The organism is Spirulina subsalsa FACHB-351 (genome assembly GCF_026130165.1).
Classification (GTDB): domain Bacteria; phylum Cyanobacteriota; class Cyanobacteriia; order Cyanobacteriales; family Spirulinaceae; genus Spirulina_A; species Spirulina_A subsalsa_A.
The window spans coordinates 18,939-45,158 of the sequence record NZ_JAIHOM010000014.1 but is presented as its reverse complement, the minus strand read 5'-3'; the positions used below and the strand labels follow the sequence as shown (position 1 = coordinate 45,158).

Sequence of the window (26,220 nt, the reverse complement as noted above, 5' to 3'; positions counted from 1 at the left end):
ACAAGATACTCGGAGAAGATCGCCTAAAATTGCAAAATAACTTTACAAAATTGATGAATTTCTGGGATTTTGGGACAATAGAAGTATTGGTCAACCTTAGCGATACAAACCATGATGGATGTAAATACTTTGTTACAAAAATATGCGGCCGGGGCGAGAGATTTTCGGGATTTGGATCTGTTTCGCTGCGACTTAGAGGGCGTGAATTTGAGCGGTGCGAGTTTATTTCGCTGTAACTTATTTAGTTGTAATCTCTATCGGGCGAATTTGTTAGGGACTAATCTCTTCCGAGCCAATTTGATTAATGCTAATCTTTGTAATGCTAATTTAAGCGGGGCAGATTTAAGTGAAGCGGAGTTAATTGGGGCGAATTTAAGTGGGGCAGATTTAAGTGGGGCAGATTTAAGTGGGGCGGATTTAAGTGGGGCGGATTTAAGTCATGCCACCTTAAGTTATGTGGATTTAAGTAATGCGACGTTGAAGCGAGCAAAATTAGTCGATACGGCTTTGAATCATGCCAAATTAATCAAGACGAATGCCCAAGGTGTGACTTGGGTAGATGTGGAGGTAGAAAAAGCGGAGTTTAGTTGTGTGGAAGGATTATCTTCTGAATTGGTGACGTTATTGACGAGTCAAGGAGCTATCTTTGTGACGAGTCAATCTAGCCCACAATATCAAGCGGTGGAATTGTAGACCTTGGCTCATTTGGCTTAAATCTAGCTCATTTCTGGGGAACAAGTCTAGCTCAGTGATGACTAGGTTTCTTGGGACTTCGGCTCAAACTTGTCGAGCCAGAAACCTAGATGCTGTGACTTGGAGAGGAGAAGGGGAAGCTTTTGCTTTCCCAGGGCAAAGCTGAGGGAAAAAACCGGATTTTTCTGGTAATTTTAACAAAATGTTGCGGAATTCCCCTTCCTCGCTTGCAGGGTGGGGTAGTTCACAGCCCCCTATCAAACCCCTACAGAGTGCCGAATCCTTTCTTTTTCTTCTTTTTACCGGCCTTTTTCTTGCTACCTCCACTGTAGCCTCGGAAACCGGGCTGAGGTGCGCCCCCCCCGCCGAAGGGGTTGCCCATCCCGGGCATTCCGGGCATTCCGGGCATTCCGGGCATTCCGCCTCCCATGCCCATTTGTTTCATCATGGCGCGCATCCGGGTGAAGTCGGCAATCAATTTAGATACTTCGGCCTCACTGTGACCAGACCCTTGGGCAATGCGACGGCGACGACTGGGGGATTTCGCTAATAAATCCGGGTTGCCTCGTTCCTCTTTGGTCATGGAGTTAATCATGGCCTCGGTCTGTTTCAGTTGAGTTTCGCCTTTTTGCAATACATCGCCGCTAATTTTGTTCATGCCGGGGATTAATTTCATGACCCCGGCTAAAGACCCCATATTTTTCAAGAGGCGCATTTGTTTGAGGAAGTCGTTAAAGTCAAAGCGGGCTTCGAGGATTTTCTCCTGCATTGCCATGGCATCGGAAAGATCAATTTCCTCTTGGGCTTTTTCGACTAAGGTCACGACATCGCCCATGTTGAGGATGCGGGAGGCCATGCGGTCGGGATAAAAGGGTTGTAGGGCTTCGACTTTTTCCCCGACCCCGATAAATTTAATCGGTTGGCCGGAGATGCAGCGCACGGAGAGGGCAGCCCCCCCACGACTATCGCCGTCCATTTTGGTCACGATGGCTCCGGTGATGCCGATTTCTTCGTGGAAGGTGCGGGTGAGGGTGGCGGCCTCTTGTCCGGTCATGGCATCGACAACCAGTAGGGTGTCGTGGGGTTGTACGGTGGCTTTAATTTGGGCTAATTCGGCCATCATTTCCGGGTCGATTTGTAAGCGTCCGGCTGTGTCGATGATGACGGTATCTACGCCCATTTCTCGGGCTTTGGCAACGCCTTGTTTGGCAATTTCAACGGGGTTTACGTCTTTGCCGAGTTCAAAAACGGGGACATCAATTTGCTGACCGAGGGTGATGAGTTGGTCAATGGCGGCGGGGCGGTAAATATCGGTGGCGACCATTAAACAGCTACGTTTTTCTTTGCGCAGATAGAGGGCGAGTTTGGCGGTGGCGGTGGTTTTCCCGGTGCCTTGTAGCCCTGCCATGAGGATGACGGTGGGGGGGGTGTCGGCTTGGGCGAGGGGGGCGTTGCTTTCGCCCATGACGTTTACTAATTCGTCGTAAACGATTTTGACAAATTGTTGGTCGGGGCGCACTCCGGAGATGACTTCGGCTCCGAGGGCTTGTTTTTCGACTTCGCTGATAAAGGTTTTAACGACTTGCAGGTTGACATCGGCTTCAAGTAGGGCGCGCCGGACTTCCTTGAGGGCTTCTTTGATATTGGTTTCGGAGATTTTATCCTGACCGCGTAATTTTTTCCAAGCGTCTTCTAAGCGTTCTGCTAGAGCATCAAACATAATTTTTTATTCCTGCGTTCTTAAACCAGCGCCGACAATCCTTGATGTTTACCGTTTAGGTTTCTCCTGATTTTAGCATTATGTAGGGTCTGCTGAAAAAGCCCAACGCTAGACTCAACAAGGGAATTGATAATTGACAATTGATAATTGATAATTATTGCCGACTCCCCTGCTCCCCAAGTTATTCAGCAAGCCCTATGTATGGGTGTCCTCTTTTTGGGTTTAAGATGGGAGGGGAGGTTTTTTGGTTACATTTGCTCCTATGGTTCATGGTCAACCCCAACAACCGAGAGATTTTGATGTGGTGATGGGATTCCACCAATCTGTTACCCCGGAGACGGCGTTAGTTTTGGGGGGTCTGGAGGGGGTGAGAAAGCGGGCGAGTAGTCCGGTGGTGGAATCTCGCAAAATGGCGTTGCAAGAGGCTTTAAAGTACGAAAAAGGGGGCTTAGAGTTAATTATTACGGCACTCTATGATGAGTCGGAGCAGGTGCAACGGGTGGCCTATCAGTTATTGCGACATCGAGGGGAGGAGGATGTACGGCGGGCGTTAAGGGCTTATTTGCCCTATCATCTGTTTGAGGAACAGGGGGGAATGCGGGTGGGACGGGGGGCGACGGTGGATGGGTTGGGACGGGCGATCGCACACCGGAAAGGAAAAACCCTAGAAGTCTTGGACATCGCCACGGGTGAGGTTTTATCTTCCCTCCCCCGACAGCGTAATGAAACTCTTTTTCTCTGTTCTCCTGACTGTTTGATTCGGGTGATTCAACAGAAAAATGCTCGGATTGAAGTGTGGGAGGAGGGGGAGTTAAAATGGGAGTTTTCGGGTCATCAAGGCCGTATTGAGGCGATCGCCTTTTCCCCGGAACAACAAGTATTAGCAACGGGAGGCAGTGATGCGGTGCTGCGTCTGTGGAGTCTCAAAACTGGGAAATTAGTGGGGACACTGGGGAAACATTTAGTCCTTGGCGCTCATAGCGATCGCATTTTGGCGTTACAATTTAGTGCCACAGGCAACACCCTAGTCAGCAGCAGTCAAGATGGAACCCTAAAACTCTGGGACTTGCGCACCCGGGACCGACCTCGTACCCTACACACTTATACTCTTCATTTTGCCCTCAGTCCCGATGAATTAACCCTCGTCACGACTGACTGGGCAGGGCATCTCTCGTTGTGGGACTTATCCCTGCAAAAAGTTCGGCGAGTCATTATGGTTCCTCAAACCCACTGTCTTAGGTTTACGCCCTATGGTCGTATTTTAATCACAGCTGGAGGCGATCGCATGATTTATTTTTGGAATCCCTACACCACAGAATTAATCCATTCCCTCTCCGGTCATCATCAAGAGATTACCGCCCTTGCCCTCACAGAAAATGGTCAAAACTTAATCAGTTTAGGTCGAGATAATGAGTTAAAAATTTGGGGTGTTCCTTAAGGAGCATCTATGGTTAATGAACGCCATTTCTACATGGGGTCTGCTGAATAAGGTGCTAATATCGAGAATATGGGGGTGTAGAGTGTAACGGATCAGAGCGATCGCAATCATCAGGGGGTACTAGCTGTTGCTGAAAGCGTGAATGAGCCGCTGGTGCTGCCTGTAGTTGTTTTGCCTGACAGTTCTGAAGTTTACTGTCTATCCTTTCAAATTCAGATTTGCGGCATTCGGTGCGGGTTCATTGGGTTCATGGCTGTAAAAATAGAAGCGGTAAGGAGCGACTCGTAGAACTGTTGGCATACTCTAAAATTATACTCAAGTTCCTCAGTCTAGCAATTGATTTAATTGACATAGCGAACCTATCTGAGTCGTGCAAAAAAGGCTCGCCTGGAATCGACATAGAACAATAGCCCAGAGTTCACGTCTCATTAGGACTAGCTATAGTATCGAGAACACCTTGTACTTGACCGCTTCTTGGGTTGTGGTTACAATGTAATTACATCCTGCTTTTAAGGCCATCCCAGCATGAGCAAAGTGATTAGAACCCGAATCGTTAAAATTGGCAATTCCCAAGGGGTGCGTATTCCTAAACTGCTGTTAGAGCAAAGCGGTATTCAGACAGAGGTTGAAATTGAAGTGGAGAGCGATCATCTGACGATTCGCACCGCACGACCGTTACGAACAGGCTGGGAGCAAGCCTTTGCAGCAATGGCGAAAGAACAAGATGATGTTCTTCTTGATCAAGTTAACAGTACCGATTGGGAGCAAAGTGAATGGGAGTGGTAGCCAAGCGCTTTGATGTTTTTTTTGTTAATCTTGATCCCACAATTGGCAGTGAAATTCAGAAAACACGACCCTGTGTGATTATATCACCCGATGAAATGAACCGTTATATTGCCACGGTGATTATTGCACCAATGACGACGAAAGGGAAAGCCTACCCGACTCGGATTGCCTGTCAGTTTCAGGGTAAGGAGGGGCAAATTGTTCTGGATCAAATCCGCACCATTGATAAAACTCGATTGGTCAAAAAACTGGGTCAAATTAGTCCAGATGAGCAAAGCCGAGTTCTCGACACCTTGGCGGAGATGTTTGCCGAGTGAGCTAATCGAGGGGGTATCCGCTCATCATCACCTCAACCCCAAGCCAGGGCGATCGCTCATTACCGAGACGATAAACGATGTTTTAGTGATTATTTCTTGATTCCTCCAACCATAATGCCATGACAACCTCAATACCAACTTCTGCCGATGCTCTGATTGCCGCCCTCCATGAACCGGGACGGGAAAACCTCCTTGATTTGGTCCGAAACCCCTTGCGTTTGACATCGAACATCCGGTAATTGTGGATAATAATTTTTATATTTGGCAACAGTATGCAGTGCGGGCATGACCAACTTTGGTAATTATCGATCCTCAAGGATATGTTATTGGCCAAGTTTCTGGAGAGGTGCGTCAAGATGAGCATCAACTACGAATCGCTTCTCAAAATTGCATTGAGTTTTGGAATGTTGCAACTCGCCCTCTTGAGAGAAATGGATTTGGATTAACTCCTCCTGAAACTGAACGGTTGTTGCAACTCATTGAGCATCTTTTTCCAATATTGCCTCGCTATACAGTCAACCAATCAATCCAACAGCACAGAATCATCTAGTGTCTCAATGAGTAAAGTCATTCGTTCCTGACCTTGGTTCAAAAAATCTTCACATTTTTTGAGGTGCTGCACCGCTTCCTCAAACTGCTCAAAAATATCTTCAAGTGGTAAATGACCAGATTCAATATTTTGAATAATGGCCTCTAGTTCCTGAACCGTTGTTTCGTAGTTCCACTCAGACATAATGTTTCTCACGTTCCAACAATAGTGTTACGGGTCCATCATTTTCAATATTCACCTGCATCATAGCCCCAAATTGACCTGTTTCTACCCTTAACCCACTGGCTTTTAAACGTTCTACAAATTGGTTATACAGAGCTTCAGCTTGGTCTGGGGGAGCCGAATTACTAAAGGAAGGACGACGACCTTTCCGACAGTCCCCATAGAGCGTAAACTGACTAATGACTAATAACTCTCCGCCGATTTCTTGCACAGACTTATCCCACCGTCCGCCTTCTGTATCAGCGAAAAGTCGTAAATCTAAGCATTTTCTCGCCATCCAGTCCAATTCTTCCGGGGTATCGGTTGGGGCAATGGCTACTAAAAGATTTAAGCCCCGGTCAATTTGCCCCACAATTTTCTGGTTAACTAAGACGGAAGAAGACCGGACTTTTTGAATTACAACACGCATTAGGTTTCTGCATATCCCTGTAAGGATTCTGGTTCAAATTGTCGCAAGATAGGAGTAGCTTGATTTTTCAATTGTTCCGATCCTCTGACCACGACAATATACTTGCCTGCATTGAGTCGATTGCGGTAGGGTAAAGCATCCCCACTCGACGAAGCGGCACCAATGCCACCCCCCACAAAAAAGCTCCCCATACCCCCCCCAATGGCTCCAAAAAGACCGCCAATCAGGTGATTTCCCAAAGCTCCTGCCCAAGGGAAGAGATTAAACTCGGTGAGGAGATTAAAGGTAAATCCCGCAATGAAGCCAAAGGGGACGAGCCAAAAAGCCATAAACAGGGCTTGTTTGCGTCCTTGGACAGCAGGATCAATTAAACCAAATTCATCGGCACTCTTGTAGCCACGCCCTAGAATTGAGATTTGCTGGGGAGGGATTTCGGCTTTTTCCAAGGCTGTATAAGCTTCTTCGGCTTTAATTCGGTCGGGGAAGACAGCAAAAAGATAGTTCATTTTAACTCATTACTAAAACTCAAGGCTCAAGATTCCATTGTCAATGACTGATGGTTCATGGTGCTAGACCGGGGTGGACTTGATCTTAAAGCAAATGGCTAGGGAAACCAAGACGAAAAACTGAAAATCTTTCCAATGATTCCATCCATGTTGCCCCATTTCCCCTTAAAATGCCTATGCGCTGTATGAACTAGATTAGCTACTATGTCCAAAGTCCTTGTTTCTGACCCCATTGATCAAGCGGGGATTGAGATTTTATCTCAAGTGGCTCAGGTCGATGTTAAAACGGGTCTGAGTCCAGAAGAATTAATACAAGTTATTCCTGAGTATGATGCCCTAATGATCCGTTCCGGTACAAGGGTCACGCAGGAAGTGATTGAGGCGGGAACTCAGTTAAAGATTGTCGGTCGGGCGGGTGTTGGTGTGGATAATGTGGACATTCCGGCTGCCACTCGTCGAGGTGTGGTGGTGGTGAATTCTCCCGAGGGAAACACCACGGCGGCGGCGGAACACGCTTTGACTATGATGTTATCCCTTTCTCGCTATGTTCCCGAGGCCAATCTCTCGGTGAAGGCGGGCAAGTGGGACCGCAAGAGTTTTATCGGGGCGGAAGTTTATAAGAAAACCTTGGGCGTGGTGGGCTTAGGGAAAATTGGCTCCCATGTGGCGACAGTGGCGAAGGCTTTGGGGATGAAGTTGTTGGCCTATGATCCGTTTATTTCGGCGGACCGGGCGGAACAGTTGGGCTGCCGTTTGGTGGATTTAGATATTTTGTTCCAAGAGGCGGATTATATTACCCTCCATGTGCCGAAAACGCCGGAGACGACCAATTTAATTGGGGAGGAGGCGATCGCAAAAATGAAACCCACCGCCCGCATTATCAACTGTTCCCGAGGGGGCATTGTCGATGAGGATGTGTTAGCAAAGGCTTTAAAAGAGGGGCGGATTGCTGGGGCAGCTTTGGATGTGTTCAATGAAGAACCCCTTGGGGAGTCCAAGTTACGGGAGTTGGGGAAAGAGGTCATCCTCACCCCCCATTTAGGGGCCTCTACGGCAGAAGCTCAGGTCAATGTGGCGATTGATGTGGCCGAGCAAATTCGCGATGTTCTGCTAGGTTTACCAGCCCGTTCGGCGGTGAATATTCCGGGGCTGAATCCCGATGTGATGGAGCAGTTAAAGCCCTATTTACAACTGGCGGAAACCCTCGGGACTCTAGTGGGACAATTGGCCGGCGGACGGGTGGATTTATTCAATGTCCGTCTACAAGGGGATTTAGCTACGGCTCAAAGTCAGCCCATTGTGATTGCTTCTTTGAAAGGGTTATTATCTAAGGCCTTACGCGAACGGGTGAACTATGTTAATGCTAGTTTAGAGGCAAAGGAACGGGGCATCCGAGTGATTGAAACAAAAGATGCGTCGGCATCGGATTACTCGGGGTCGTTGTATTTGGAAGCGCGAGGCTCTTTGGGACAACATTCGGTGACGGGAGCTCTCTTGTCCGATGGTGAAATCCGGGTGACGAATTTGGACGGTTTCCCCATTAACTTGCCTCCTAGCCCTTATATGTTATTCACTCTACACCGGGATATGCCGGGGATTATTGGTCGTTTGGGGTCGCTGCTAGGTGAATTTAATGTCAATATTGCCAGTATGCAGGTGGGGCGTAAGATTGTCCGAGGGGATGCGGTAATGGCTTTGAGTTTGGATGATCCTTTACCCGAGGGGATTATTGGCGAAATTCAACGCATTCCGGGGATTACTGACGCTTATACTGTTGCCCTTTAAGGGGATGTTCCTTTTAATTTAGTACAGAAGGGGCGATCGCCGATTTCCGGAATTGGCGATCGCTCATCGGCCCTCATTCCTCAAAACGCATGGCTAACAACTGGTGGGAAATCAAAATTCTCTGCGACCCAATTCTAGAAGATACGATCTTCTGGCGACTGGAGCAATTTGGTTGTCGTGGCATGGCCGGGGAACAACGGGGCTATTCTTGGTTAATTACCACCTATTTAGACCAAGAATCAGCCCAGTTATTAGATTTAGCCGCCCTCTCCTTGTTGTTGCGACAGGATGCTCTGACCTTAGAACTGCCTGCACCCATCACGAAATGGAGTTTGATTGATGAGGAAGATTGGTCGAGTAGCTGGAAACAGTATTGGCAACCCCAAGAAATTGGCGATCGCTTTTTAATTTATCCGGCCTGGTTGACCCCTCCCCCAGATACTGACCGAGTGATTATCCGTTTAGATCCCGGTGCGGCCTTTGGCACCGGCACCCACCCCACCACCCAACTCTGTCTAGAATCACTAGAAATCCGCATTACAGCAGATAAACCCCGTCAGGCGCTGGCAGATATTGGCTGTGGTTCCGGGATTTTGTCCATCGGGGCGGTTCTGCTCGGTGCCCAACAGGTTTATAGTGTCGATACCGACCCCCTAGCTGTTCGTGCGGCTAAAAGCAACCGCGATTTAAACAGTATTAACTCAAATCAACTCAGCATTCACAAGGGGAGTGTTGATCTTATTCCTCAACTTATCCTAGAACCCCTAGATGGCATTCTCTGCAACATTTTAGCCGAGGTGATTCTAGAACTCATTCCTCAGATGACGGACTTAGTAAAACCAAAAGGATGGGGGATTTTTAGTGGCATTTTATTAGAACAAGCTAAACCCATTGCGGATACTTTGGAAGCTCATGGTTGGATTGTGGCCACCCTTTGGAAGCGGGGAGAATGGTGTTGTTTTAATGTGCGACGACCTTGACCGAAAATAATGGGATACAAGCCCCGTCCTTCAGGACGGCTTTTTATTACCCATTTTTCAACTATTCTCCTTCTGATATAGCGAGAGATGCTTGTTACTGTTTACCATTGACTCGTGCTTCATGCCAGATCGTTACACCCCCTCGCAAGACAATTAGGGAAATAATCAATCCCACAATCAAATCTGGGAAACGGGAATCCAAAACGGCCACCAATAAACCCGCTACAATTACCCCCACATTCGCAATCACATCATTCTGGGTAAAAATCCAACTGGCTCGCATATGAATTTCCCCTTGGCGATGTTTGGAGATTAAATATAAACAGTAACTATTTCCTAGCAACGCTAAACCCGCAATTCCCATCATCCAAACCGACTCAGGAGAACTGCCTGTAATAAACCGTTGCCAAACATCAACTAGAACTAAAACCGCTAAGGTGATTTGAAAAACGCCACTCCAGGAAGCAGCACGGTTTTTGTGCTGACGGGATTTGCCTACCGCATAAAGGGATAAAGCATAGACTGTCATATCTGCTAACATATCCAAGGAATCGGCGATTAAAGCGGTAGATTCGGCGAAAATCCCCGTGAAGACTTCAATCACAAACAAACTTCCATTAATGAGCAACAAAACCCACAGGGTTTTCCGTTCTTGCTTATTTTCGGCTTCAATGTGACATCCACAATCTGACATAGCATTTTAGGGGGATTATTTTTTTTCGCGGTTTAAACAAAACGAAAAGCCCATGACTAGAGCATAGTCTAATCATGGGCAACTCACACATCAATTCTATTTAGGCGCTCAGATACTCTTTCACTTTAGCCCGACGTTTTCGTAAGTGATTTAAGGCTTGGTGTTCGAGTTGGCGCACTCGTTCCCGACTCAGGTTTAACCGTTCCCCAACTTTGGCTAAGGACATCCCTTTACCATCATCTAAACCAAAGCGCAGACTAATCACCTTACGCTGTTGGGGGGTTAATTCGGCCATCAAATTCTGCAAGTCTTGGCGCAAAGACTCTTGAGTGATGAATAAGTCGGGAGAAATCCCGTCATCTTCGAGTAAGTCACAGAGTTCGGTGTCTTGGTTATCTCCCACTCGCGCATCTAAGGAAACAGGCTGACGGGCAACGCTCAGATATTCCCGGATTTGAGAAGGTTCAACGCCCAATTCTTGAGCAATTTCGCCTGCTGTGGCACTGCGTCCCAATTGTTGGGAGAGTTCCCGTTGAATTTTCTTGATTTTGTTCAGTTTTTCGGTGATATGAATGGGTAAACGAATGGCGCGAGCTTGTTGGGCGATCGCACGAGTGATGGCCTGACGAATCCACCAGTAAGCATAGGTGGAGAATTTATAGCCTTTCATGGGATCGAATTTCTCCACTCCCCGTTCTAAGCCTAAAGTCCCTTCCTGAATCAGATCCAAGAACTCCATATTGCGCTTTTGGTATTTTTTCGCGATCGCCACCACTAAGCGCAAATTCGCCTCAATCATTTTCCGTTTCGCCCGTTTCCCTTGGCGCAACAGTTGCCCTAATTCACTTTCACTCATCTTGAGATGTGCCGCCCATTCTGCCCGAGTCGGTTCCCGTCGCAAGCAATCTTGCAGCGCACTGTATTCCTCCAGCAGAACCATCATTTTTTGAACCTGTTTTCCATAAATAATCTCCTGTTCATGGGTGAGCAGGGGTACCCGCCCAATTTCTTGGAGATAAGTCCGCACCATATCTCCAGAAATCTTAGTGTGAGTCGCTTTGGTGTCAATGTTGGCAGTAGGCATCGTGTGGTAATGACTCCTTAAAAGTCGCAACAGGTTTTTCTCTGAGGTTTATCCTCTCTATGCAGTAAAAAGGCGTGCATCTGTCCAATCACTCCCCCCCTTTCCCCCTTGCGGGAGATGGAGTGAATCAGTCTCGATTTTCTGTGGTTTCCGTTTTCTCCTCCCCTCTGCTTGTTCTTCTATCGTTTTCATCGTCTACCCATCTGAGTTATCAGGAAACTTCTGGTAAATCGAAGTCGTTATGACTTTACCTTAATCTTATAATAACCAACCTTTAGACGTTCGTAAAGGCAAAAAGGTTCATCAAATCTTAAAGATTGTGAGAATGACGAGAGGTGGTCATAATCTCCCCACACAATAGGGGCGGATTTCCGAACAGATTGGAGAACTAAACTGAACAGACCAGAGGTCTTTTACTGGGGTATCCCTGATCACAACCTAGGAGAAGTCAACAGAGAAAACACCATTGCAATGGGGGAATTTGCTGAGGGTGTTTTCCTGATGATTGACTCTCCCTTGTGGAGTTCTCTTACCTTCTTACTATAGTTAGGATTCCCTTAAAACTACTTCCCCCAATCGGGTGATTCAAAAAATTGAACCCTTGATGAACCTAAGCTGGGGAAGCACCTGACTTAGAATGGAGGGGAATCTCAATGATAAATTCTGCCCCTTGATGGGGTTGAGAAATGCAGCAGAGTGTACCTTGATGCTTTTCGGTAATAATTTGATAGCTAATGGCTAATCCCATCCCGGTTCCTTTGCCCACAGGTTTAGTTGTGAAAAAAGGATCAAAGAGTTTGCTTTGAACCGATTCAGGAATTCCCATGCCATTATCTTTGATGCGAATGCGAACCATCTGCTCCACTAATTCGGTTTCGATGAGAATGGTACTGGGATTTTCCCGAATTTCCCGAAATGTGCGAGTGTGATTATATTCTTCAATGGCATCAATGCTATTTGCCAACAAATTCATAAAAACCTGATTGAGTTGGCTGGGGTAACATTCAACCGGGGGAATTTTACCGTATTTTTTAATCACATGGATACTGGGCGCATCGGTCTTAGCCTTGAGACGATTACTGAGGATTAGAAGGGTGCTATCGATCCCTTCATGAATATCCACAGGTTTCACGTCTGCTTCATCTAACCGGGAGAAATTACGCAGAGATTGGACAATTTCACGGATGCGCTCAGCTCCAAGGTGCATGGAAGATAACAGTTTCGGTAAATCCTCAATCAAAAAGTCTAGATCGAGGTTTTCTGACTCTTCTTGAATCTCTTCATGGGGTTCAGGATAGTGTTTATGGTAGAGTTCAACCAAATCAATCAAGCCCTTACTATAAGCTTCCGCGTGGGCTAAATTGCCATAGATAAAATTCACAGGATTGTTAATTTCGTGAGCAATTCCCGCCACCATTTGCCCCAAACTAGACATCTTTTCACTTTGAATCAACTGGGTTTGAACCTGCCTTAATTGACGTAGGGCAGCATAGAGTTCTTGATTCAATTGTGCCAGTTCATCCGCTTTACGAATGACAATACTAATAATATTTTTGCGCAAATCTAAAGCGGCTTCAATTTGATAGGCATACCAAGGCAAACAAGTCAGTTGAACTTCTTCTTTCCACAGTTCAAAGGAACGACGCGGACATAATGAAACATTCCCCTCGTCGGTTTGATAGGTGCTATCATTGAGGTTGCCTGCCCAGTCTACGGTTTGAAGGACTTCGGGGCGGAACCAGAGGATATATTTTTGTTGAGATTGGGAAATGGCGATCGCCAATAAACCACTGGCAATGTCTTTATACTGGATAGCTGAAGGATATTCAAGAGCCAGAGAGTCAGTGCAGTAGAGTTTATCCCGGAAGTGACCCTCTTCCAACCATTGCAAGAGGGCTATAATGGCTTTATGACTAGGGGTTTTGCCGATGGTCGTGATTTTATCACCTAAAGAAATCGCTACCCCAGTGGCAGAGACTAAATCTAGTAGTTGTTGGGAATCTTCTACTAAACCATCCACAAAACTATCCGCTTGGGTCATTTGGGTGAGTAATTGCCCTTGAATGTCTTGGATGACTAAACGAGCATCATAACTCTCATAGCTTTCTTTGGAGGATAATTCTGCTGATAGAGCTTGTCCAAAAAACTCACAAGCAGCCCGCACTTCATAGGGAAAATATTGAGGGGTATAATGATGACCGGCAATCAGTCCCCAGAGTTCTCCATGTCGCAGGATCGGCACGACTAAGGAAGCACTCACCCCCATATTTTGTAGGTATTGCAAATGACAAGTAGAAGCACTGCGTAAAACCGATTGACCTAAATCGAGGGGTTTTTCTGTGAGAGGATTATCTAAGGGAACGAGGGGAACGGGTTGATAATAAACATTAGGAATCAGACGCACTCGGTTTTTAGAAAATAGTTTTCTGGCTATGGCGGGAATATCACTAGCGGGATAGCTTAAGCCGACAAATGTCTCTAAATCTTCCCGTCTATCTTCCGCAATGACTAAACCATGTCCTTGGCGTTGAAACTGATAAATCATCACCCGATCCATCTGGGAAATTTCGCGAAACTTCTGAGCGGCTACTTCACAAAGATGTAGCATACTTTCTGTTTTTTGTAGTTCAACAACTGTGTTTTGAATCAGTTGATAAAAATCCAAAAAACTGAAGTGATGAACGCTGGTGTTTTCTTCCAGTTCTAAAATCAGAACCCCATCTGTTCGATTGACAATCCCATCAAAACATCGGTAACATTCATCCCCTTGGAAAGATAACTTAATGGGGTTCATACCGACCAGATTGGGCGATTGTAGAACTCGTTTTAATTTTTTAATTTGGGAGGGTTCAAAAACCGCCGATAGATTTTTAGAAATTAAGGATTGAGGGGAAAGTCCCAGAATCACGTCGCTATTGGCACTAACTTGGAGAATCTTTAAGTCCGGTTCTTGTAAAACCAGTAAAACACCGTGAGGCTGAATACATCCGGGAGTGTTGATGGATTCTTGTTCATCTTTTGAGAGAGAATTGAGTAATTTTTGAACGGGAGTTGGCATAGGAAGTAAGAATTAGATGAGAAACGGTTGCCTGTAAGATAGATTAAAGAGAGTCGAAATTATCTCATCAATTAGGATTGAAGAGATCAGCGAAAAAAATCGTCTTGAGATTAAGCGTCCATCATTGCTACAGAACGTGCTAGAAAGAATCTAAACTACAATTCTGTCGTACCATAAGTTGATTGGTTTAAGGTCAGATTGCTTTAAGGCAAGACTAGGATAGGATATACTTTTACGATACCGCATTTCTCTAGCTGTTTATTCCCCTTTGTGACATAAGTTCCTATGACACAACCCATTCCTCCGATTACTTTACCTCCCGTAGAAGATGCCCAACAAGAAGGAAAATGGTTACAATCAGCCTTGCAGCAGTGGCTAGATCACGAGTTTATCCCTGAACTGGTGAATAGGAAAATAGCAGAACGTGCTGCTCAGATTTTCATGCGTCAACGCCTAGAAGGGGAGAATGATCTAGGCTCCCTGGTTATCGCTATTGTAACGGAAATGCAGGCTTTTGATTTTAGCAAAAGTTTTTACAGTGAGTTTGCGATCGCCAATGCGGTGAGTGATCTTCTCTTAGATAGTCTCGGCATTGATCGCTGTTGTGGCAACGGGTAAAATTCCCCCAAAGCAAAAGGGGCGAGGTTTTTCGTTAAACCTTGCCCCTTCTTGCTTCTTAGGAATCCCTTACCAACTCGACTTAACCACACCGGGGAGCAATCCCTCATGGGCCCATTCCCGGAAAACGTGGCGAGAGAGTCCAAAATCACGATAATATCCTCTAGGACGACCTGTTACCCAGCAACGATTCCGTACCCGCACTTTGGCGCTGTTGCGGGGTAAACGCTGTAATTCGCGGTGGAGTTCCAGTTTTTGCGCGGGGGAGGTACAAGTTCTAAACTCTTCTTTTAATGCTTCCCGTTTCGCTGCATATTTTTCTACTAAACGTTGGCGCTTTTTCTCGCGCTCCATCATAGATTTTTTTGCCATACCAGCTTTAAGCCTGTTAATTTAGACAGCGTTTTTCATTCTACCATGAATACAGGCTTGAATCCCAGCAAAAATTAGGTAAGGGTCGCCGATCAGAGAAAAGGGGCTTTCGGGATAGCGCGATCGCCAATAGGCCAGAAAACGCGCCTGATCTCCCCCTGTCACCACCATAGCACTCTTGGGAAACCGTGCCCCCCAGTCCGAGAGAAAATCCTGTACCCCCGCCAAAACCGTGTACAAAATTCCACTGGCGATCGCCTCATTCGTATCATGACACCAGCGTTCAGGCAGAGCCAGAGGGAGGGAGAGATAGGGCAGAGCAGCCGTATTACGGTAAAGGGATTGAAACTGAGTCCCCAAACCCGGCAGGATAGACCCTCCCGCCAATTGGTAGCCATTTCCCCCCCGAACTGCCCCCGTGAACGTCAACGCCGTTCCCCCATCAATCACCAAACAGGGCGCACCATAGGTTCTCAGCGCCCCATAGAGCGCCAACGCCCGATCAATGCCCATCGTGGGATATAGCCCTTGGATGGGCAAATCCGCCAAGGTGAGGATCTCAGTGTGGGGATACAGTTCCCAGAATTCCGTTTGTTGCGGCACCACCGAAGCCAGATAAAGGGGCAGGGAAAGGGACAAAAACGAGGTAATAGCCTCCGGTAACTCCTCCAAACCCCCCCGTAAATGGGCAGCATGAGCCACCCATTCAATCTTATCCCCACGCAACCCCGCAAAATGTAGACGAGAATTGCCAATCGAAAGCGCTAACGCCTCCAGTTCCATAGTCATCTTCCCCTAAAGAAAATATTCCGTCCGTAAACGGACACCATTGCGAAACACCTCCACCCGTTCCCCCCGCACCACATAGGAAAAACTGCCATTTTGGGCGCGATATCCTCCAGCCACCGGGAAAGCAGGCAAACGCACCACACTTTGAGCCTCTAATTTTGACCGCCCAATATAATACAATTGTCCGCCTTGACGACAAACTTGGACGTAGAAATTAGTTGTTTCCCGGTCTAACAACGCCTCATCACAGGTCAGAGTGGATGCCGTCCGTTGGTTAGATTCCGGGCGACTCGCCCCTTGTCCCATTACCCCCAGATTCGGTTCTGCGGCCTGAGACTCCGTGGTAGGAATGCGCCCCCCCACCAAGGGCGGCAACTGATACATTGGATTGACCGCTTGACGACTCTGAGACGGATAAAACTCAAAATGGAGATGCGGGCCGCTACTGTTGCCTGTACTGCCCATTTCCGCAATCAGTTGTCCTTGTTGGACAGATTGCCCTTGACGCACCAGTAAACGGCGATTGTGACCATAGACCGTCCGGGATTCATCCGGATGTTGTAACGTTACCGCATACCCCAAACCCCAATCATCCCAACCTGCCGTGACCACGACCCCCTCTTTAACCGCCACAATGGGGGTTCCGGGAGCGCCTGCAATATCAATCCCGGTGTGGTAAGTGTGAAATCCTTGGGAAATAATCCCCGTCGTCGGCCAGACCAAACCATTGCCCATCTGACGGGCGACTTGGGCCGGTTGACCCGAAGATGGGGGTCTAACCACCGTCGGATCATCGGTCGCGCTGGAAGTTGTGGCAAAGAGAACCGATAAACTCAGGGTGAAGAATAAGCCAATTCTGCGCCAGTTTTTTGCGAAATCTTGTTTTCTTTTCATAAACCCATTCAAAAATTACAACCCCCAATAGGGTTGATCTGCTAAAATTCAGCCTAAATTTTGCTTTCACCCATGATGGGGGGTTTTCAGGAGAATCTTAGTGCAGTACAAGAAGCAACAACGGAGTTGAGAGTTCCCCACCCCAAGTCACGCTTTGACACTCTCAGGTCTAAAGACACTGAGATTCTGCGGACAGAGTAGATTTTGGTATTGTCCAAAGTCTGACTCTCGCTACGGTCGTCAAACACCGTCTACCCAGTTGGCTAAGGTCTAAGCCTAGCTTTCTGGCTACTTTTCTGAGGATATTTGCCGCCCCATTCAAATCTGCATTGACAACAAAACCATTAGCTGAACGATATAGCCCACGTTGAACACGCTTTCCCGATGCTTTCCACCCTGACGGTTGTTCACCGTATTGGGGTAGGGAGTCTCCATCTAAGTAGCTGGCTTTTGAAGTGTAGCTTTCTTCAGTTTCTTGGTATCTGATACCGTGTAATTCACAAAGCTGTTTCAGCCTGTCTTTAAGTTTGCCTAATGGCATTTGAACAAACTTTTGATTGTTTAAATTACCCAGATCAGCATTAGCTTTAAATCGATCGTTCCAACCGATTACCAATGTACCAATCCCATATTTTAGGCTGTGGTCAATAATCAGTTTTGCCGCTTTATTTGTACCATCACGTATTTGATGGTTACGCTTACGGGTTACACGGTCTAACCAGCTATCCCAATAATCTTCTGGTTTACCTTCCTTCCGGGTTGATACTTTCTTATTCCAGAGCTGATTCAAGGCCTTCATTGCACGAGAATCAATCAAGAAAGAATGACCCAAAGTATCAACACAAGCGGCCAGATTATCGGCAGTGCCAAGGTCAATGGATAACGCTTGATTAATGTCTAAGTCATGGCTTTCTTGGTCAATATTATAAGATAACTCAAGGTAAAAAGCCCCATTTTTGGGAAGAATGGTAAACTCTTTAACCCTTGAATAATCAAAATTAGAAGGCATTGGTAATTTCAAATCCGACAGACCAAACCAACGTCTAACTGTTAAACCCAAAGAAAATCGCAATTGTCCATCAATAAGCTTAGGCTTTTGACCTCCACTATTGGGGTAAGCCACTTTAAATAACTTAGTACCTTGAAGATAATCAGGTAGTTTAGGCTTAAAATGTAACTGCTCTTTAAGGTATTTCTCCCTGAGTTTTTTAAAAGACTTAAAAGCCTCCAGTACAGACAATAGTGTTTGTTGCGCTGGTGTGGATGGTAAAGACCGAGCAACCATTGATTTAGAAACCGAGGGTTCATAAGCTAAATCAAACTTACCTGTTAAAATCTTGCTAGTCTTAAAAAATATTTGGCGAGCGAAATAAACACCCGTGTTGTAAAGCTTGCCTGATTGCTCACACAAATACCTTAAAATCGCTTCTGTTTCTTGGTCAGGGTGCAACAATATTTGTTGAACACCGATCAATTTTTTGGATGTAGGCATATCCTTTTTAGTTGACTGAATTTAGACTATCAGTTAAATTAGTAGTTGTCAAAAGGACGTAGTAGTAACTATCTCAGAAAAGAATTTCCAGAACTCAAAAAGTTACCTACGTTATGGACTAACAGTTACTTGGTCAGTACAGCGGGTAATGTCAGCAGTGCAGTCATCAAACGATATATTGAAGACCCGCATCATGCTAAAAATTAAAAAGACCACGTCGAATAAATTCGACGAGTCGATTCCCTCTCAGGGCTAAAGCCGCTGAGTTTCCCGCTTACCGCCATATTTTCTATGATCAACCATCCAGTGGAACATTTCGAGTCAAGAGGGAAAAACCATGACAGTCCAACGAATTGGGATAATTGGCGGCGGTCAACTCGCTTGGATGATGGCCGCGGCCGCGCAAAAATTAGGACTGCAATTAATCATACAAACACCTAGCCCGGATGATCCGGCCGTGAGCATTGCCGATCAGGTTATTTATGCTCCCATTGCAGACGCAGCAGCGACGGCTAAATTAGCCCAATGCTGTGATGTGATTACCTTTGAAAACGAATTTATCGACCTAGATGCACTTAGACCCCTTGAAGAGGCGGGGGTGTGTTTTCGGCCGCGTTTGGATGCTCTAGCTCCCCTGTTGGATAAATATACTCAACACCAATCCCTTGAACAGATGGGGCTTCCAGTCCCAGATTATCAATTATTAGAACCAGATGGGACTATTCCGCCCTGTGATTTTCCCGTTGTCCTGAAGGCGAGACGACATGGCTATGATGGTCAGGGGACTTTTATTCTCAAAAGTCGGGAGGCACTGATTGAACTCTGGGAGCGTCTAGGACGGCCTTCGATTCTCTTGGAGTCTTTTATCCCCTTTGAGCGAGAACTGGCGGTGATGGCGGCGAGAAGCCTAACGGGGGAGGTGGTGGTTTATCCGGTGGTGGAAACTCAACAGATTAATCAAGTTTGTCGTCGGGTGATGGCTCCGGCGGTTTTGGCTCCGGCGTTAGAAGCGGAGATTATTCACGCGGCCACGACGTTGTTAAATAGTCTTGAGGTGGTGGGGATTTTTGGCATTGAGTTTTTTTTAACTCAAGATCAACGGGTGTTAGTGAATGAAATTGCACCCCGTACCCACAATTCTGGTCATTACACTTTAGATGCTTGTGAAGTGTCTCAGTTTGAAATGCAGTTGCGGGCTGTGGCTGGTTTACCGTTGCCTGTGCCGCAGTTGAAGACGGGGGGGGTGGTGATGGTGAATTTATTGGGCTATGAGACGGCTTACCATGATTATCAAGAGAAGCGGGCGCGTTTGAGTGAAATTCCGGGGGCTACTTTGCATTGGTATGGAAAGGCGGAGTCGCGTCCGGGTCGGAAACTGGCTCATATCACGGTTTTGAGTGAGGAGCCTTTGGATGAGGCGGGGGGGTTGGCGATCGCACAGCCCATTGAGCAGCTTTGGTATCCTTCTTGAACAAATCAGTACAAATTCCTAGGTGATGCAAGTAATTCCGTCCCAGCGTGGTATATATGTAAAGGTTTATTAACTGCCTTTAATATTTTACGGAGACGGAAAAAAATTCATGACCGCCACGACGGAAAAGTTTATCCAGACATTGGTTTCCCCCAAACTCGCCACGCTGCAACTCAAAGATGTTTTAAAAACCCTACCCCGCCAATGCTTTGAGAAAAATCGCCGTAAAGCTTGGACTTCTGTAGTAATCAGCCTTTGTGCGGTTCTCATCGGGTATCTCGGTATTATTGCCCTGCCTTGGTACTGTTTACCCCTGACTTGGATTTGGACCGGAACCGCCCTGACGGGATGGTTTGTCATCGGTCATGATTGTGGTCATCGTTCTTTTGCTAAACGTCGCTGGGTGAATGATTTAGTGGGTCACATTTTCATGATGCCCCTCATTTACCCCTTCCACAGTTGGCGGATTCTGCACAACCAACACCACGCCCACACCAACAAACTAGAGTTAGATAACGCTTGGGAACCGTGGACTGAGAGCGATTATCAAGCCAAACCTTGGTTAATTCGCGTCTTTTACCAAGCTATCCGAGGGCGTTTGTGGTGGATTGGGTCTATTGCCCATTGGGGGTTAATGCACTTTAAATTAGATAACTTTCAAGCCCGAGATCAGGGGAAAGTGAAACTGTCCATTGGGGTGGTGATTCTATTTGCGGCGATCGCCTTTCCCCTCCTCCTCGCCACCACCGGACTCTGGGGCTTCGTGAAACTCTGGCTGATGCCCTGGTTAGTCTATCACTTCTGGATGAGTACCTTTACCATCGTCCATCACACCATCCCCGAAATTCACTTTAAATCCCCCCAAGACTGGCACGAAGTAGAGGCCCAACTCGCCGGAACCGTCCATTGTACCTATCCCCGTTGGGTGGAAATTCTCTGTCACGACATCAATGTTCATGTTCCCCATCATCTTTCTGTTGCCATCCCCTCCTACAATCTACGACTAGCTCACGAGAGTCTGATCACCCAGTGGGGCAGCGCCATCAAAACCCGCCAATTTTCTTGGGACTTAATGAACCAAATCACCACCCAATGTCACTTATACGACCCAGAACAAGGGTATCGTCCTTTTAAGATCAAGTGAAAGTTAAGATCAAGTGAAGGTTCTGCTGTCAATTATCAATTGTCAATTATCAATTATCAATTCCCTGCTCCCCCTCTCCCGACTAGCAGAAAGGGAGGAAAATTAATTTTCCTCCCTTTGCCTTGTCTAAACATCGTAACTTTTAGCAGAGACAAGCTTTTAAGGGGCTGATTTTGCCGTCAGTAACATTTGGGTTTGAGAAGCGCCCAGTTTTCGCAATTGACGAGACATTTCTGCATTTACAGTAACAATCACTAAGGTTTGACTAATGACGTTTAACAAAAGGTGAGTAAAAGCGAGAGGTCTGTCAGATACTATGGTAGGGGATACAATCGACCACAATAGTAACCCCTCGTTGGGATAATGAAGACCAAAGAGGAACGAGAGTAAAATGGGGGTTAAAAGCATCCCACAGAATGTCCCTAATGCCCAAGCGCTACGACGGGGAGATTTCATGAGTAAAATCCACTGAATCACACTGGCATACATTAAAATCACTGTACTGGTGATTAAACTAGCTTGCAAGATGTTTAGGGTCAGATGGGGGAAGAATGGCACCAGACCGAGGTGTAAAATGGAGAAGATGATCAACAAATTAAGTGCGATCGCAAGAGTGGCCGGACTCTTTTCTCCCCACACCAAATCCCGCAACAATCCCCGTTTTTCCTTGGGTTGTTGATGACGGTAGCGCACCCAGTCTTGTAAAGTTTGCCGATGAGGGGTTAAAACCGCCATCAATAGATAACTAAACAGCGCGATTAAGAAGCAAAACGCCCCCACATTTTTGGGCAAATGATCATTCATTGTTCCCCAAGCAGGTTGTTGGGTAGTAAATCCTAATAATACAAGACTTAGCCCACCAGAAAACCAGTAACTTTTAGCCTTGCTTAAAAGGGTTGTATTGGGCTGATGAAAACGTCGGATTAAGGCTTGCCACAGCCAATAAATTCCTAACAAATAATTGACGGAGATAAAAGCATAGGTCATGCCGTAAGACTGCCCAAGGGAGAACCCAAACCACTTTAGGGTGAAGTCATTAATATTCAAATAGCCAATAGTGCCTAAACTATGAGGGGTTTGACTGACTAAAAAGGGCAATATACGCTGGGGCAATAAGATAGTGAACCAGTCTAGGGCATTGTGAATAACGACATCAGATGAGTTATTTAAGCCTAGACTAAATAGGGTAAAACCAGCAAAGATAATGGCTAGTAATCCACTGGCTAACCAGGTTTGCGTTCCTCCCCATCCATTGGTGACAAAACCCACTAATAAAGCCGCACTGTAGATAAATAAACAACTCAGGGCGACTAACAGATAAAAGCTTAAAATCAGGTTTAAAGGAATATGAGCCGCTAATCCTGTCCAGAGATGAAAGGGTAGAGCAGCAAGGACAGCCAAGAATAATAAGGAGGGAACACCCGCTAATTTCCCTCCGATAATTTTCCAGCTAGTTTGAGGGCTGAGACGGATAAATTCTAAGGTGCCTCGGTTGCTTTCTTTGGAGATATCTTCAATTAGGAAATAAGTCCCGAGTATCCATAAAATGGCGATTACTCCAATGGCAATGGTCACAAAACAATCTAGCCATAAGAGTTCATAGTTTATGGACTCAGTTAAAACTCGACTCCCCGCATCTTGAAGACATTTATTGTCAAAATCAATGGGATGTAAACAATAACGACTGGTATATTGTTTAATGAAGGGAATCTGACTCCAGAAAAAAACGAGGGTAATCAGTTGAGTCACCGCAGAAATTCCGAGGGTGACGATTACATTGCGAGATTTCCAACGACCTTTAAATTCCCGAAATATTTGGGGATTCCATTCCCCTATTCTGTTTAGAATATTAAGCGGCATAGTGTAAATTAACCTCCAATTGGGTTAGGTTTTGGACTAAGTTTAGATGCACTTAGGTTTGAAAAAATACTAAGGAATAAACGTTCAGGAATAAACGTTAATGATGGGGGGAGATCACCCATGAGACTAGAGGAAAAAAGGGCGATGCTTACACTATTCTGTTCAAGGATTGTCCCAACTGGAAAGGTCTAACGGGCAAATATTTTATGCTCCCTAGACTATTCATCGTGAACTTGGGCTAACTGAACCGTCGATGAATTAACCGTTGATGACGTGGGGGACGAGAAAAAGTGTCTGGTTTGTTGACATCCCTTCACTAGAGTAGCGAACTGCTCCCGGTTTTGGGAAATTTCCCCTAGGAGGCCTGTTTATGTCCCATTTTTAAGAAAATACTTTCTAAATCTTCTTGACTTAATGTAAATTCTGTGATAGCAATACCAGACTGAACGAGGGTACGGAGGAGGGTGGCGCTGTTTTCTGGGGTGCCACAGAAGTGGAGGCGAAAGTGTCCGTTTTCTGGGAGGGCTTCCCAACTGGACACCCAAGGACAGTTATTGAGTTCGGCCTTGAGGATGTCGAGGTTGTTGAGGGCTTTTAGGGTGATATAGGGACTGGCGAGACGTTGGTAGAGGTCTTGGAGGGAGGTGCTTTCAATGAGAAACCCTAGTTCCATAATGCCAACGGAACTACAGAGTTCGGCGAGGTCGCTGAGAACATGGGAGGAGATGAGGATGGTCATGCCTGCTTCTTGCAGGATTTTGATGATTTCGCGGAATTGCATCCGGGCGATGGGGTCTAGGCCGGAGACGGGTTCATCTAGGAAGAGTAGGATGGGTTCGTGGATGATGGTGCGGGCTAAACTGAGGCGTTGTTTCATGCCTCGGGAGAGGGTGGTGATGGGGCTGTGGCGTTTTTCGGCGAGTTGAATGAGTTCGAGGATTTCATAGATGCGTTCACGACGACGGGGGTTTTTTAAACCATAGAGACGGGCGAAATAATCGAGGTAGTCCCAGACGTTGAGATCATCGTAGAGGGGGTAATCGTCGGGGAGGTAGCCTAGACGTTGCTTGAGTTTGGGGTTGCTGTCGTCTCGGAGCAGGCGATCGCCAAATAAATAAATTTCTCCGGCTGTGGGTTCTTCGACGGCGGTTAACATTCGGATGAGGGTGGTTTTTCCCGCTCCGTTGGGGCCGATTAAACCATAAACTTCTCCGGCTTCTACGCGCAAATCTAGGTCGTTAATGGCAATCTGGCGATCAAATTGCTTGGTTAGTCCGTGGGTTGCGATCGCCAATTCTCGGTTTAGAGTCGTTTCCGGTTGCATCATAGGTCAGATCAGATCCGTTACACTTTAGACCGTTCTTCAGATTCTAGTCTAGAAATTTCGGATCATTTTGAGGCTTCAAGTCTCCCCCCTCCCGCAGCTATGGGAAACCAAAAAACCCAACCTAAAGTCAGCAGGGGTCGCCCGTTATACCCGTAGGGTTAGCGGGGGAGAACTTCACAAAAAAGGAAGCTTAGGAAATTTTCCTAAGCTTCCTTTCTGAGTACCCCCAAGGGAATTCGAATCCCTGTCGCCTCCGTGAAAGGGAGGTGTCCTAGGCCTCTAGACGATGGGGGCTTGTTTTTTCGGACATTTCTAAATATAGCGAACTGGTCAGGATATGTCAACCGTTTTCCTCAAATTTTTTGGCAACTTGCTCAGTGAGAATTGAGAATTGATTCGGAGGCCTAGGAAAACATTGCTGAGAATGCCCCATCCGGCAAGAGTGGGGTCGTGCGAACTACCCCACCCTGCCGTTGGCGAGGATTCGCGATCGCTCAGTTGGTTTATTGGTTGCTATTCATCCCCTCCCTGCAAGGGAGGAAGTGGGGAATTCCGCAACATTTTGTTAAAAGCCTGTCCGTAACTGAGCTAAACGCTGTTGAGCTTGGGGATCGAGGGAATGGAATAAAAAACGACCCTGATGCTTTTTCTGGGGTCGGTGTTGGCGGCGGTGCTGGTGATGAGATTGTTCTAGATTGTTCACCAGTTGCAAGGCGGACATCCATTCGGCACCGTAGCCGATGGCGGTCTGTTGTTGAGCGCGGTCTGATGTGGCGACTATAAGCCGACGCTGAAAGCCTTCTAGGGTATGTCTAAAGGTGGCGCAGGTTCTTTCTATATAAGTGTCTGCGGTTTGCTCAAAGTTGGTGTAATAAACGGATAAATGGTCGGTGTGGGGTTCTCGGTAGGCGGGGGTGCGTTGGAGATGGGCGTCAAACACGACTTGCACTTCTAGGCCTTGGAAGGCGCTGTAATTAATCAGGGCTTCAATGAGGTGTTGACGGGAGGCTTCGAGGCTGTCGCGATCGCGCACTTCTTTTAATGTGGGCCAAGCACCGATGATGTTATAGCCATCAACCAGGAGAAAAGCCCGAGTAGTAGAGGGTTTCATAGTTCAAGTGTATGGTCAGTAACAAAAAATTAGCAATCATAGTCTTCATATGGCTTGACTAATCTTAACAGTAAATTTAGTTTTGTTCACATTTCCTCACATTAAGGGAGCGGTCAGCTAATGCTGCATTAATCGCTGTTTGAGGCGTTCTGGTTCTCCTTGATCGACAATTCTGCCCCCTTCTAATAAAACCGCCCCGTCGCAATAGTCCAGTTCATTTAAACGATGAGTCACCCAGAGGGCTGTAATGCCTCGACTTTTAACTAAGTTTCTCACTTGGGCGACTAATTCAATTTGGGTGTCGGGATCTAAGAGGGCGGTGGGTTCATCTAAGATCAAGACTTCACTATGACGGGCTAAGGCTCCGGCGATCGCAATGCGTTGTTTTTGCCCCCCACTGAGGGCATAGATGGGGCGGCGCTGGAATTCCAACAAGTTCACCGCTTGCAAAGCCTCCCGCACCCGTTCCATCACGGCCTCATCGGATAACTGTTCCGCCACTAAACCAAAGGCCACATCAGCCCCAACGGTGGGCATCACTAACTGATGATCAGGGTTTTGGAAAACAAAGCCCACAGGTTGTAGAATATCGATTTCTCCGCCTTGGGGAGTCAATAAACCCGCTAAAAGTTTGAGTAACGTAGATTTGCCACTGCCGTTTGTCCCCAACAACATCCAAAATTCTCCCCGAGGAATACTGAGGGAACAAGCATCTAAGACCGTCCCGTTAGGATGCCAACTAAAATTAAGGTCATGAACACGAATGGCGGATTGTTTCATGTTTAAACAGTAAACAGTAAGAGAGGGGGAGCAGGGGAGAGGGGGAGCAGGGGAGCAGGGGAGAGGGGGAGCAGGGAATTGATAATTGACAATTGACAATTATTTCCGACTCCCGACTAG

At 46.6% G+C, this 26,220-nt stretch carries 24 protein-coding genes, 1 tRNA gene and 1 pseudogene; 10 read left to right on the top strand and 16 right to left on the bottom strand.

All coding sequences use genetic code 11. The annotated features are described in order from the left end of the window. Positions 1 to 114: 114 nt before the first annotated feature. Positions 115 to 693: a pentapeptide repeat-containing protein gene (locus tag K4A83_RS04265; protein ID WP_265263192.1), complete on the top strand. Its 579-nt coding sequence runs from the start codon at positions 115 to 117 to the stop codon at positions 691 to 693. A gap of 265 nt (positions 694 to 958) precedes the next feature. Here K4A83_RS04265 and ffh read toward each other — a convergent pair whose 3' ends face one another. Beyond that, positions 959 to 2,413: a signal recognition particle protein gene (ffh, locus tag K4A83_RS04260; RefSeq protein ID WP_265263176.1), complete on the bottom strand. Its 1,455-nt coding sequence runs from the start codon at positions 2,411 to 2,413 to the stop codon at positions 959 to 961. 262 nt (positions 2,414 to 2,675) lie between these two features. Between ffh and K4A83_RS04255 the strand changes: the two genes are divergently transcribed. The 3 genes from K4A83_RS04255 to K4A83_RS04245 all read left to right on the top strand — a co-directional run bounded on the left by K4A83_RS04255 (position 2,676) and on the right by K4A83_RS04245 (position 4,954). After that, on the top strand, positions 2,676 to 3,851 hold the full coding sequence (locus K4A83_RS04255; protein ID WP_265263175.1) for a WD40 repeat domain-containing protein: 1,176 nt from the start codon (positions 2,676 to 2,678) through the stop codon (positions 3,849 to 3,851). A gap of 525 nt (positions 3,852 to 4,376) precedes the next feature. Next, complete coding sequence (locus K4A83_RS04250) at positions 4,377 to 4,637, top strand: AbrB/MazE/SpoVT family DNA-binding domain-containing protein (RefSeq protein WP_265263174.1); 261 nt, start codon at positions 4,377 to 4,379, stop codon at positions 4,635 to 4,637. After that, positions 4,625 to 4,954, top strand: a complete 330-nt coding sequence (locus tag K4A83_RS04245) for a type II toxin-antitoxin system PemK/MazF family toxin (protein ID WP_265263173.1) — start codon at positions 4,625 to 4,627, stop codon at positions 4,952 to 4,954. The genes K4A83_RS04250 and K4A83_RS04245 overlap by 13 nt, the downstream gene beginning before the upstream one ends. 523 nt (positions 4,955 to 5,477) lie before the next feature. Here the strand turns inward: K4A83_RS04245 and xseB are convergent. From xseB to K4A83_RS04230, 3 genes are read right to left on the bottom strand one after another with little or no spacing between them, the layout of a single operon-like run. Further along, a complete protein-coding gene (gene xseB / locus K4A83_RS04240) occupies positions 5,478 to 5,687 on the bottom strand; it encodes an exodeoxyribonuclease VII small subunit (protein WP_265263172.1) in 210 nt (69 codons plus the stop codon). Next, complete coding sequence (gene dtd / locus K4A83_RS04235) at positions 5,680 to 6,135, bottom strand: D-aminoacyl-tRNA deacylase (protein ID WP_265263171.1); 456 nt, start codon at positions 6,133 to 6,135, stop codon at positions 5,680 to 5,682. Before dtd ends, xseB begins: the two co-directional genes overlap by 8 nt. Next, positions 6,135 to 6,641, bottom strand: coding sequence for a hypothetical protein (locus tag K4A83_RS04230; RefSeq protein ID WP_265263169.1), 507 nt, complete (start codon positions 6,639 to 6,641; stop codon positions 6,135 to 6,137). Before K4A83_RS04230 ends, dtd begins: the two co-directional genes overlap by 1 nt. Positions 6,642 to 6,845: 204 nt before the next feature. Here K4A83_RS04230 and serA point away from each other — a divergent pair, with 204 nt between their 5' ends. After that, complete coding sequence (gene serA / locus K4A83_RS04225) at positions 6,846 to 8,426, top strand: phosphoglycerate dehydrogenase (protein ID WP_265263168.1); 1,581 nt, start codon at positions 6,846 to 6,848, stop codon at positions 8,424 to 8,426. Positions 8,427 to 8,515: 89 nt separating this feature from the next. Continuing rightward, positions 8,516 to 9,406, top strand: coding sequence for a 50S ribosomal protein L11 methyltransferase (gene prmA, locus K4A83_RS04220; protein WP_265263167.1), 891 nt, complete (start codon positions 8,516 to 8,518; stop codon positions 9,404 to 9,406). 94 nt (positions 9,407 to 9,500) lie between these two features. Here the strand turns inward: prmA and K4A83_RS04215 are convergent, their stop codons facing one another. The 3 genes from K4A83_RS04215 to K4A83_RS04205 all read right to left on the bottom strand — a co-directional run bounded on the left by K4A83_RS04215 (position 9,501) and on the right by K4A83_RS04205 (position 14,242). Next, the gene (locus tag K4A83_RS04215) at positions 9,501 to 10,100 is read right to left on the bottom strand and encodes a cation diffusion facilitator family transporter (RefSeq protein WP_265263166.1); all 600 of its coding nucleotides are present in this window, start codon (positions 10,098 to 10,100) and stop codon (positions 9,501 to 9,503) included. A gap of 100 nt (positions 10,101 to 10,200) precedes the next feature. Beyond that, positions 10,201 to 11,184 carry an RNA polymerase sigma factor, RpoD/SigA family gene (locus tag K4A83_RS04210; RefSeq protein ID WP_265263165.1) on the bottom strand — a complete coding sequence of 328 codons (984 nt, stop codon included), beginning with the start codon at positions 11,182 to 11,184 and terminating at the stop codon, positions 10,201 to 10,203. Positions 11,185 to 11,794: 610 nt separating this feature from the next. After that, positions 11,795 to 14,242: an ATP-binding protein gene (locus K4A83_RS04205; RefSeq protein WP_265263164.1), complete on the bottom strand. Its 2,448-nt coding sequence runs from the start codon at positions 14,240 to 14,242 to the stop codon at positions 11,795 to 11,797. Between the two features lie 285 nt (positions 14,243 to 14,527). Between K4A83_RS04205 and K4A83_RS04200 the strand changes: the two genes are divergently transcribed. Then, positions 14,528 to 14,860, top strand: coding sequence for a hypothetical protein (locus tag K4A83_RS04200; RefSeq protein ID WP_265263163.1), 333 nt, complete (start codon positions 14,528 to 14,530; stop codon positions 14,858 to 14,860). Between the two features lie 69 nt (positions 14,861 to 14,929). Here K4A83_RS04200 and rpsN read toward each other — a convergent pair whose 3' ends face one another. The 4 genes from rpsN to K4A83_RS04180 all read right to left on the bottom strand — a co-directional run bounded on the left by rpsN (position 14,930) and on the right by K4A83_RS04180 (position 18,407). Beyond that, complete coding sequence (rpsN, locus tag K4A83_RS04195; RefSeq protein WP_265263162.1) at positions 14,930 to 15,232, bottom strand: 30S ribosomal protein S14; 303 nt, start codon at positions 15,230 to 15,232, stop codon at positions 14,930 to 14,932. A 21-nt stretch (positions 15,233 to 15,253) separates the two neighbouring features. Beyond that, positions 15,254 to 16,021: a pantothenate kinase gene (locus K4A83_RS04190; RefSeq protein WP_265263161.1), complete on the bottom strand. Its 768-nt coding sequence runs from the start codon at positions 16,019 to 16,021 to the stop codon at positions 15,254 to 15,256. Between the two features lie 6 nt (positions 16,022 to 16,027). Continuing rightward, positions 16,028 to 16,915, bottom strand: a complete 888-nt coding sequence (locus K4A83_RS04185; protein ID WP_265263159.1) for a M23 family metallopeptidase — start codon at positions 16,913 to 16,915, stop codon at positions 16,028 to 16,030. 169 nt (positions 16,916 to 17,084) lie between these two features. Next, positions 17,085 to 18,407 (bottom strand): RNA-guided endonuclease InsQ/TnpB family protein, encoded by a 1,323-nt coding sequence (locus K4A83_RS04180; RefSeq protein ID WP_265263158.1) that lies wholly within the window; start codon positions 18,405 to 18,407, stop codon positions 17,085 to 17,087. 51 nt (positions 18,408 to 18,458) lie between these two features. On the opposite strand from K4A83_RS04180, the pseudogene K4A83_RS04175 reads away from it, so the two are divergent. From K4A83_RS04175 to K4A83_RS04165, 3 genes and pseudogenes are all read left to right on the top strand, one after another. Continuing rightward, a pseudogene (locus tag K4A83_RS04175) lies at positions 18,459 to 18,614 on the top strand (transposase); the annotation flags it as partial. 130 nt (positions 18,615 to 18,744) lie between these two features. Continuing rightward, on the top strand, positions 18,745 to 19,878 hold the full coding sequence (locus K4A83_RS04170) for a 5-(carboxyamino)imidazole ribonucleotide synthase (RefSeq protein WP_265263157.1): 1,134 nt from the start codon (positions 18,745 to 18,747) through the stop codon (positions 19,876 to 19,878). A 109-nt stretch (positions 19,879 to 19,987) separates the two neighbouring features. Next, positions 19,988 to 21,022 carry a fatty acid desaturase gene (locus K4A83_RS04165; RefSeq protein WP_265263156.1) on the top strand — a complete coding sequence of 345 codons (1,035 nt, stop codon included), beginning with the start codon at positions 19,988 to 19,990 and terminating at the stop codon, positions 21,020 to 21,022. Between the two features lie 159 nt (positions 21,023 to 21,181). On the opposite strand, the gene K4A83_RS04160 is transcribed toward K4A83_RS04165, so the two are convergent. The 5 genes from K4A83_RS04160 to K4A83_RS04140 form a co-directional block, all read right to left on the bottom strand. After that, positions 21,182 to 22,882 carry a hypothetical protein gene (locus K4A83_RS04160; protein ID WP_265263155.1) on the bottom strand — a complete coding sequence of 567 codons (1,701 nt, stop codon included), beginning with the start codon at positions 22,880 to 22,882 and terminating at the stop codon, positions 21,182 to 21,184. A gap of 355 nt (positions 22,883 to 23,237) precedes the next feature. Beyond that, positions 23,238 to 24,209, bottom strand: a complete 972-nt coding sequence (locus K4A83_RS04155; RefSeq protein WP_265263154.1) for an ABC transporter ATP-binding protein — start codon at positions 24,207 to 24,209, stop codon at positions 23,238 to 23,240. A gap of 221 nt (positions 24,210 to 24,430) precedes the next feature. Beyond that, positions 24,431 to 24,503, bottom strand: a tRNA-Glu gene (locus K4A83_RS04150). 271 nt (positions 24,504 to 24,774) lie between these two features. Next, the gene (locus K4A83_RS04145; protein ID WP_265263153.1) at positions 24,775 to 25,320 is read right to left on the bottom strand and encodes an NYN domain-containing protein; all 546 of its coding nucleotides are present in this window, start codon (positions 25,318 to 25,320) and stop codon (positions 24,775 to 24,777) included. Positions 25,321 to 25,437: 117 nt separating this feature from the next. Beyond that, positions 25,438 to 26,100 (bottom strand): energy-coupling factor ABC transporter ATP-binding protein, encoded by a 663-nt coding sequence (locus K4A83_RS04140; protein ID WP_265263152.1) that lies wholly within the window; start codon positions 26,098 to 26,100, stop codon positions 25,438 to 25,440. Positions 26,101 to 26,220: the final 120 nt, after the last annotated feature.

What these genes read in the sequence shown, in the direction of transcription:
- K4A83_RS04265 (WP_265263192.1), top strand. Translation starts at nt 115, where the DNA reads ATGGATGTAAATACTTTGTTACAAAAATATGCGGCCGGGGCGAGAGAT.
- ffh (WP_265263176.1), bottom strand. Translation starts at nt 2,413, where the DNA reads ATGTTTGATGCTCTAGCAGAACGCTTAGAAGACGCTTGGAAAAAATTA.
- K4A83_RS04255 (WP_265263175.1), top strand. Translation starts at nt 2,676, where the DNA reads ATGGTTCATGGTCAACCCCAACAACCGAGAGATTTTGATGTGGTGATG.
- K4A83_RS04250 (WP_265263174.1), top strand. Translation starts at nt 4,377, where the DNA reads ATGAGCAAAGTGATTAGAACCCGAATCGTTAAAATTGGCAATTCCCAA.
- K4A83_RS04245 (WP_265263173.1), top strand. Translation starts at nt 4,625, where the DNA reads ATGGGAGTGGTAGCCAAGCGCTTTGATGTTTTTTTTGTTAATCTTGAT.
- xseB (WP_265263172.1), bottom strand. Translation starts at nt 5,687, where the DNA reads ATGTCTGAGTGGAACTACGAAACAACGGTTCAGGAACTAGAGGCCATT.
- dtd (WP_265263171.1), bottom strand. Translation starts at nt 6,135, where the DNA reads ATGCGTGTTGTAATTCAAAAAGTCCGGTCTTCTTCCGTCTTAGTTAAC.
- K4A83_RS04230 (WP_265263169.1), bottom strand. Translation starts at nt 6,641, where the DNA reads ATGAACTATCTTTTTGCTGTCTTCCCCGACCGAATTAAAGCCGAAGAA.
- serA (WP_265263168.1), top strand. Translation starts at nt 6,846, where the DNA reads ATGTCCAAAGTCCTTGTTTCTGACCCCATTGATCAAGCGGGGATTGAG.
- prmA (WP_265263167.1), top strand. Translation starts at nt 8,516, where the DNA reads ATGGCTAACAACTGGTGGGAAATCAAAATTCTCTGCGACCCAATTCTA.
- K4A83_RS04215 (WP_265263166.1), bottom strand. Translation starts at nt 10,100, where the DNA reads ATGTCAGATTGTGGATGTCACATTGAAGCCGAAAATAAGCAAGAACGG.
- K4A83_RS04210 (WP_265263165.1), bottom strand. Translation starts at nt 11,184, where the DNA reads ATGCCTACTGCCAACATTGACACCAAAGCGACTCACACTAAGATTTCT.
- K4A83_RS04205 (WP_265263164.1), bottom strand. Translation starts at nt 14,242, where the DNA reads ATGCCAACTCCCGTTCAAAAATTACTCAATTCTCTCTCAAAAGATGAA.
- K4A83_RS04200 (WP_265263163.1), top strand. Translation starts at nt 14,528, where the DNA reads ATGACACAACCCATTCCTCCGATTACTTTACCTCCCGTAGAAGATGCC.
- rpsN (WP_265263162.1), bottom strand. Translation starts at nt 15,232, where the DNA reads ATGGCAAAAAAATCTATGATGGAGCGCGAGAAAAAGCGCCAACGTTTA.
- K4A83_RS04190 (WP_265263161.1), bottom strand. Translation starts at nt 16,021, where the DNA reads ATGACTATGGAACTGGAGGCGTTAGCGCTTTCGATTGGCAATTCTCGT.
- K4A83_RS04185 (WP_265263159.1), bottom strand. Translation starts at nt 16,915, where the DNA reads ATGAAAAGAAAACAAGATTTCGCAAAAAACTGGCGCAGAATTGGCTTA.
- K4A83_RS04180 (WP_265263158.1), bottom strand. Translation starts at nt 18,407, where the DNA reads ATGCCTACATCCAAAAAATTGATCGGTGTTCAACAAATATTGTTGCAC.
- K4A83_RS04170 (WP_265263157.1), top strand. Translation starts at nt 18,745, where the DNA reads ATGACAGTCCAACGAATTGGGATAATTGGCGGCGGTCAACTCGCTTGG.
- K4A83_RS04165 (WP_265263156.1), top strand. Translation starts at nt 19,988, where the DNA reads ATGACCGCCACGACGGAAAAGTTTATCCAGACATTGGTTTCCCCCAAA.
- K4A83_RS04160 (WP_265263155.1), bottom strand. Translation starts at nt 22,882, where the DNA reads ATGCCGCTTAATATTCTAAACAGAATAGGGGAATGGAATCCCCAAATA.
- K4A83_RS04155 (WP_265263154.1), bottom strand. Translation starts at nt 24,209, where the DNA reads ATGATGCAACCGGAAACGACTCTAAACCGAGAATTGGCGATCGCAACC.
- K4A83_RS04145 (WP_265263153.1), bottom strand. Translation starts at nt 25,320, where the DNA reads ATGAAACCCTCTACTACTCGGGCTTTTCTCCTGGTTGATGGCTATAAC.
- K4A83_RS04140 (WP_265263152.1), bottom strand. Translation starts at nt 26,100, where the DNA reads ATGAAACAATCCGCCATTCGTGTTCATGACCTTAATTTTAGTTGGCAT.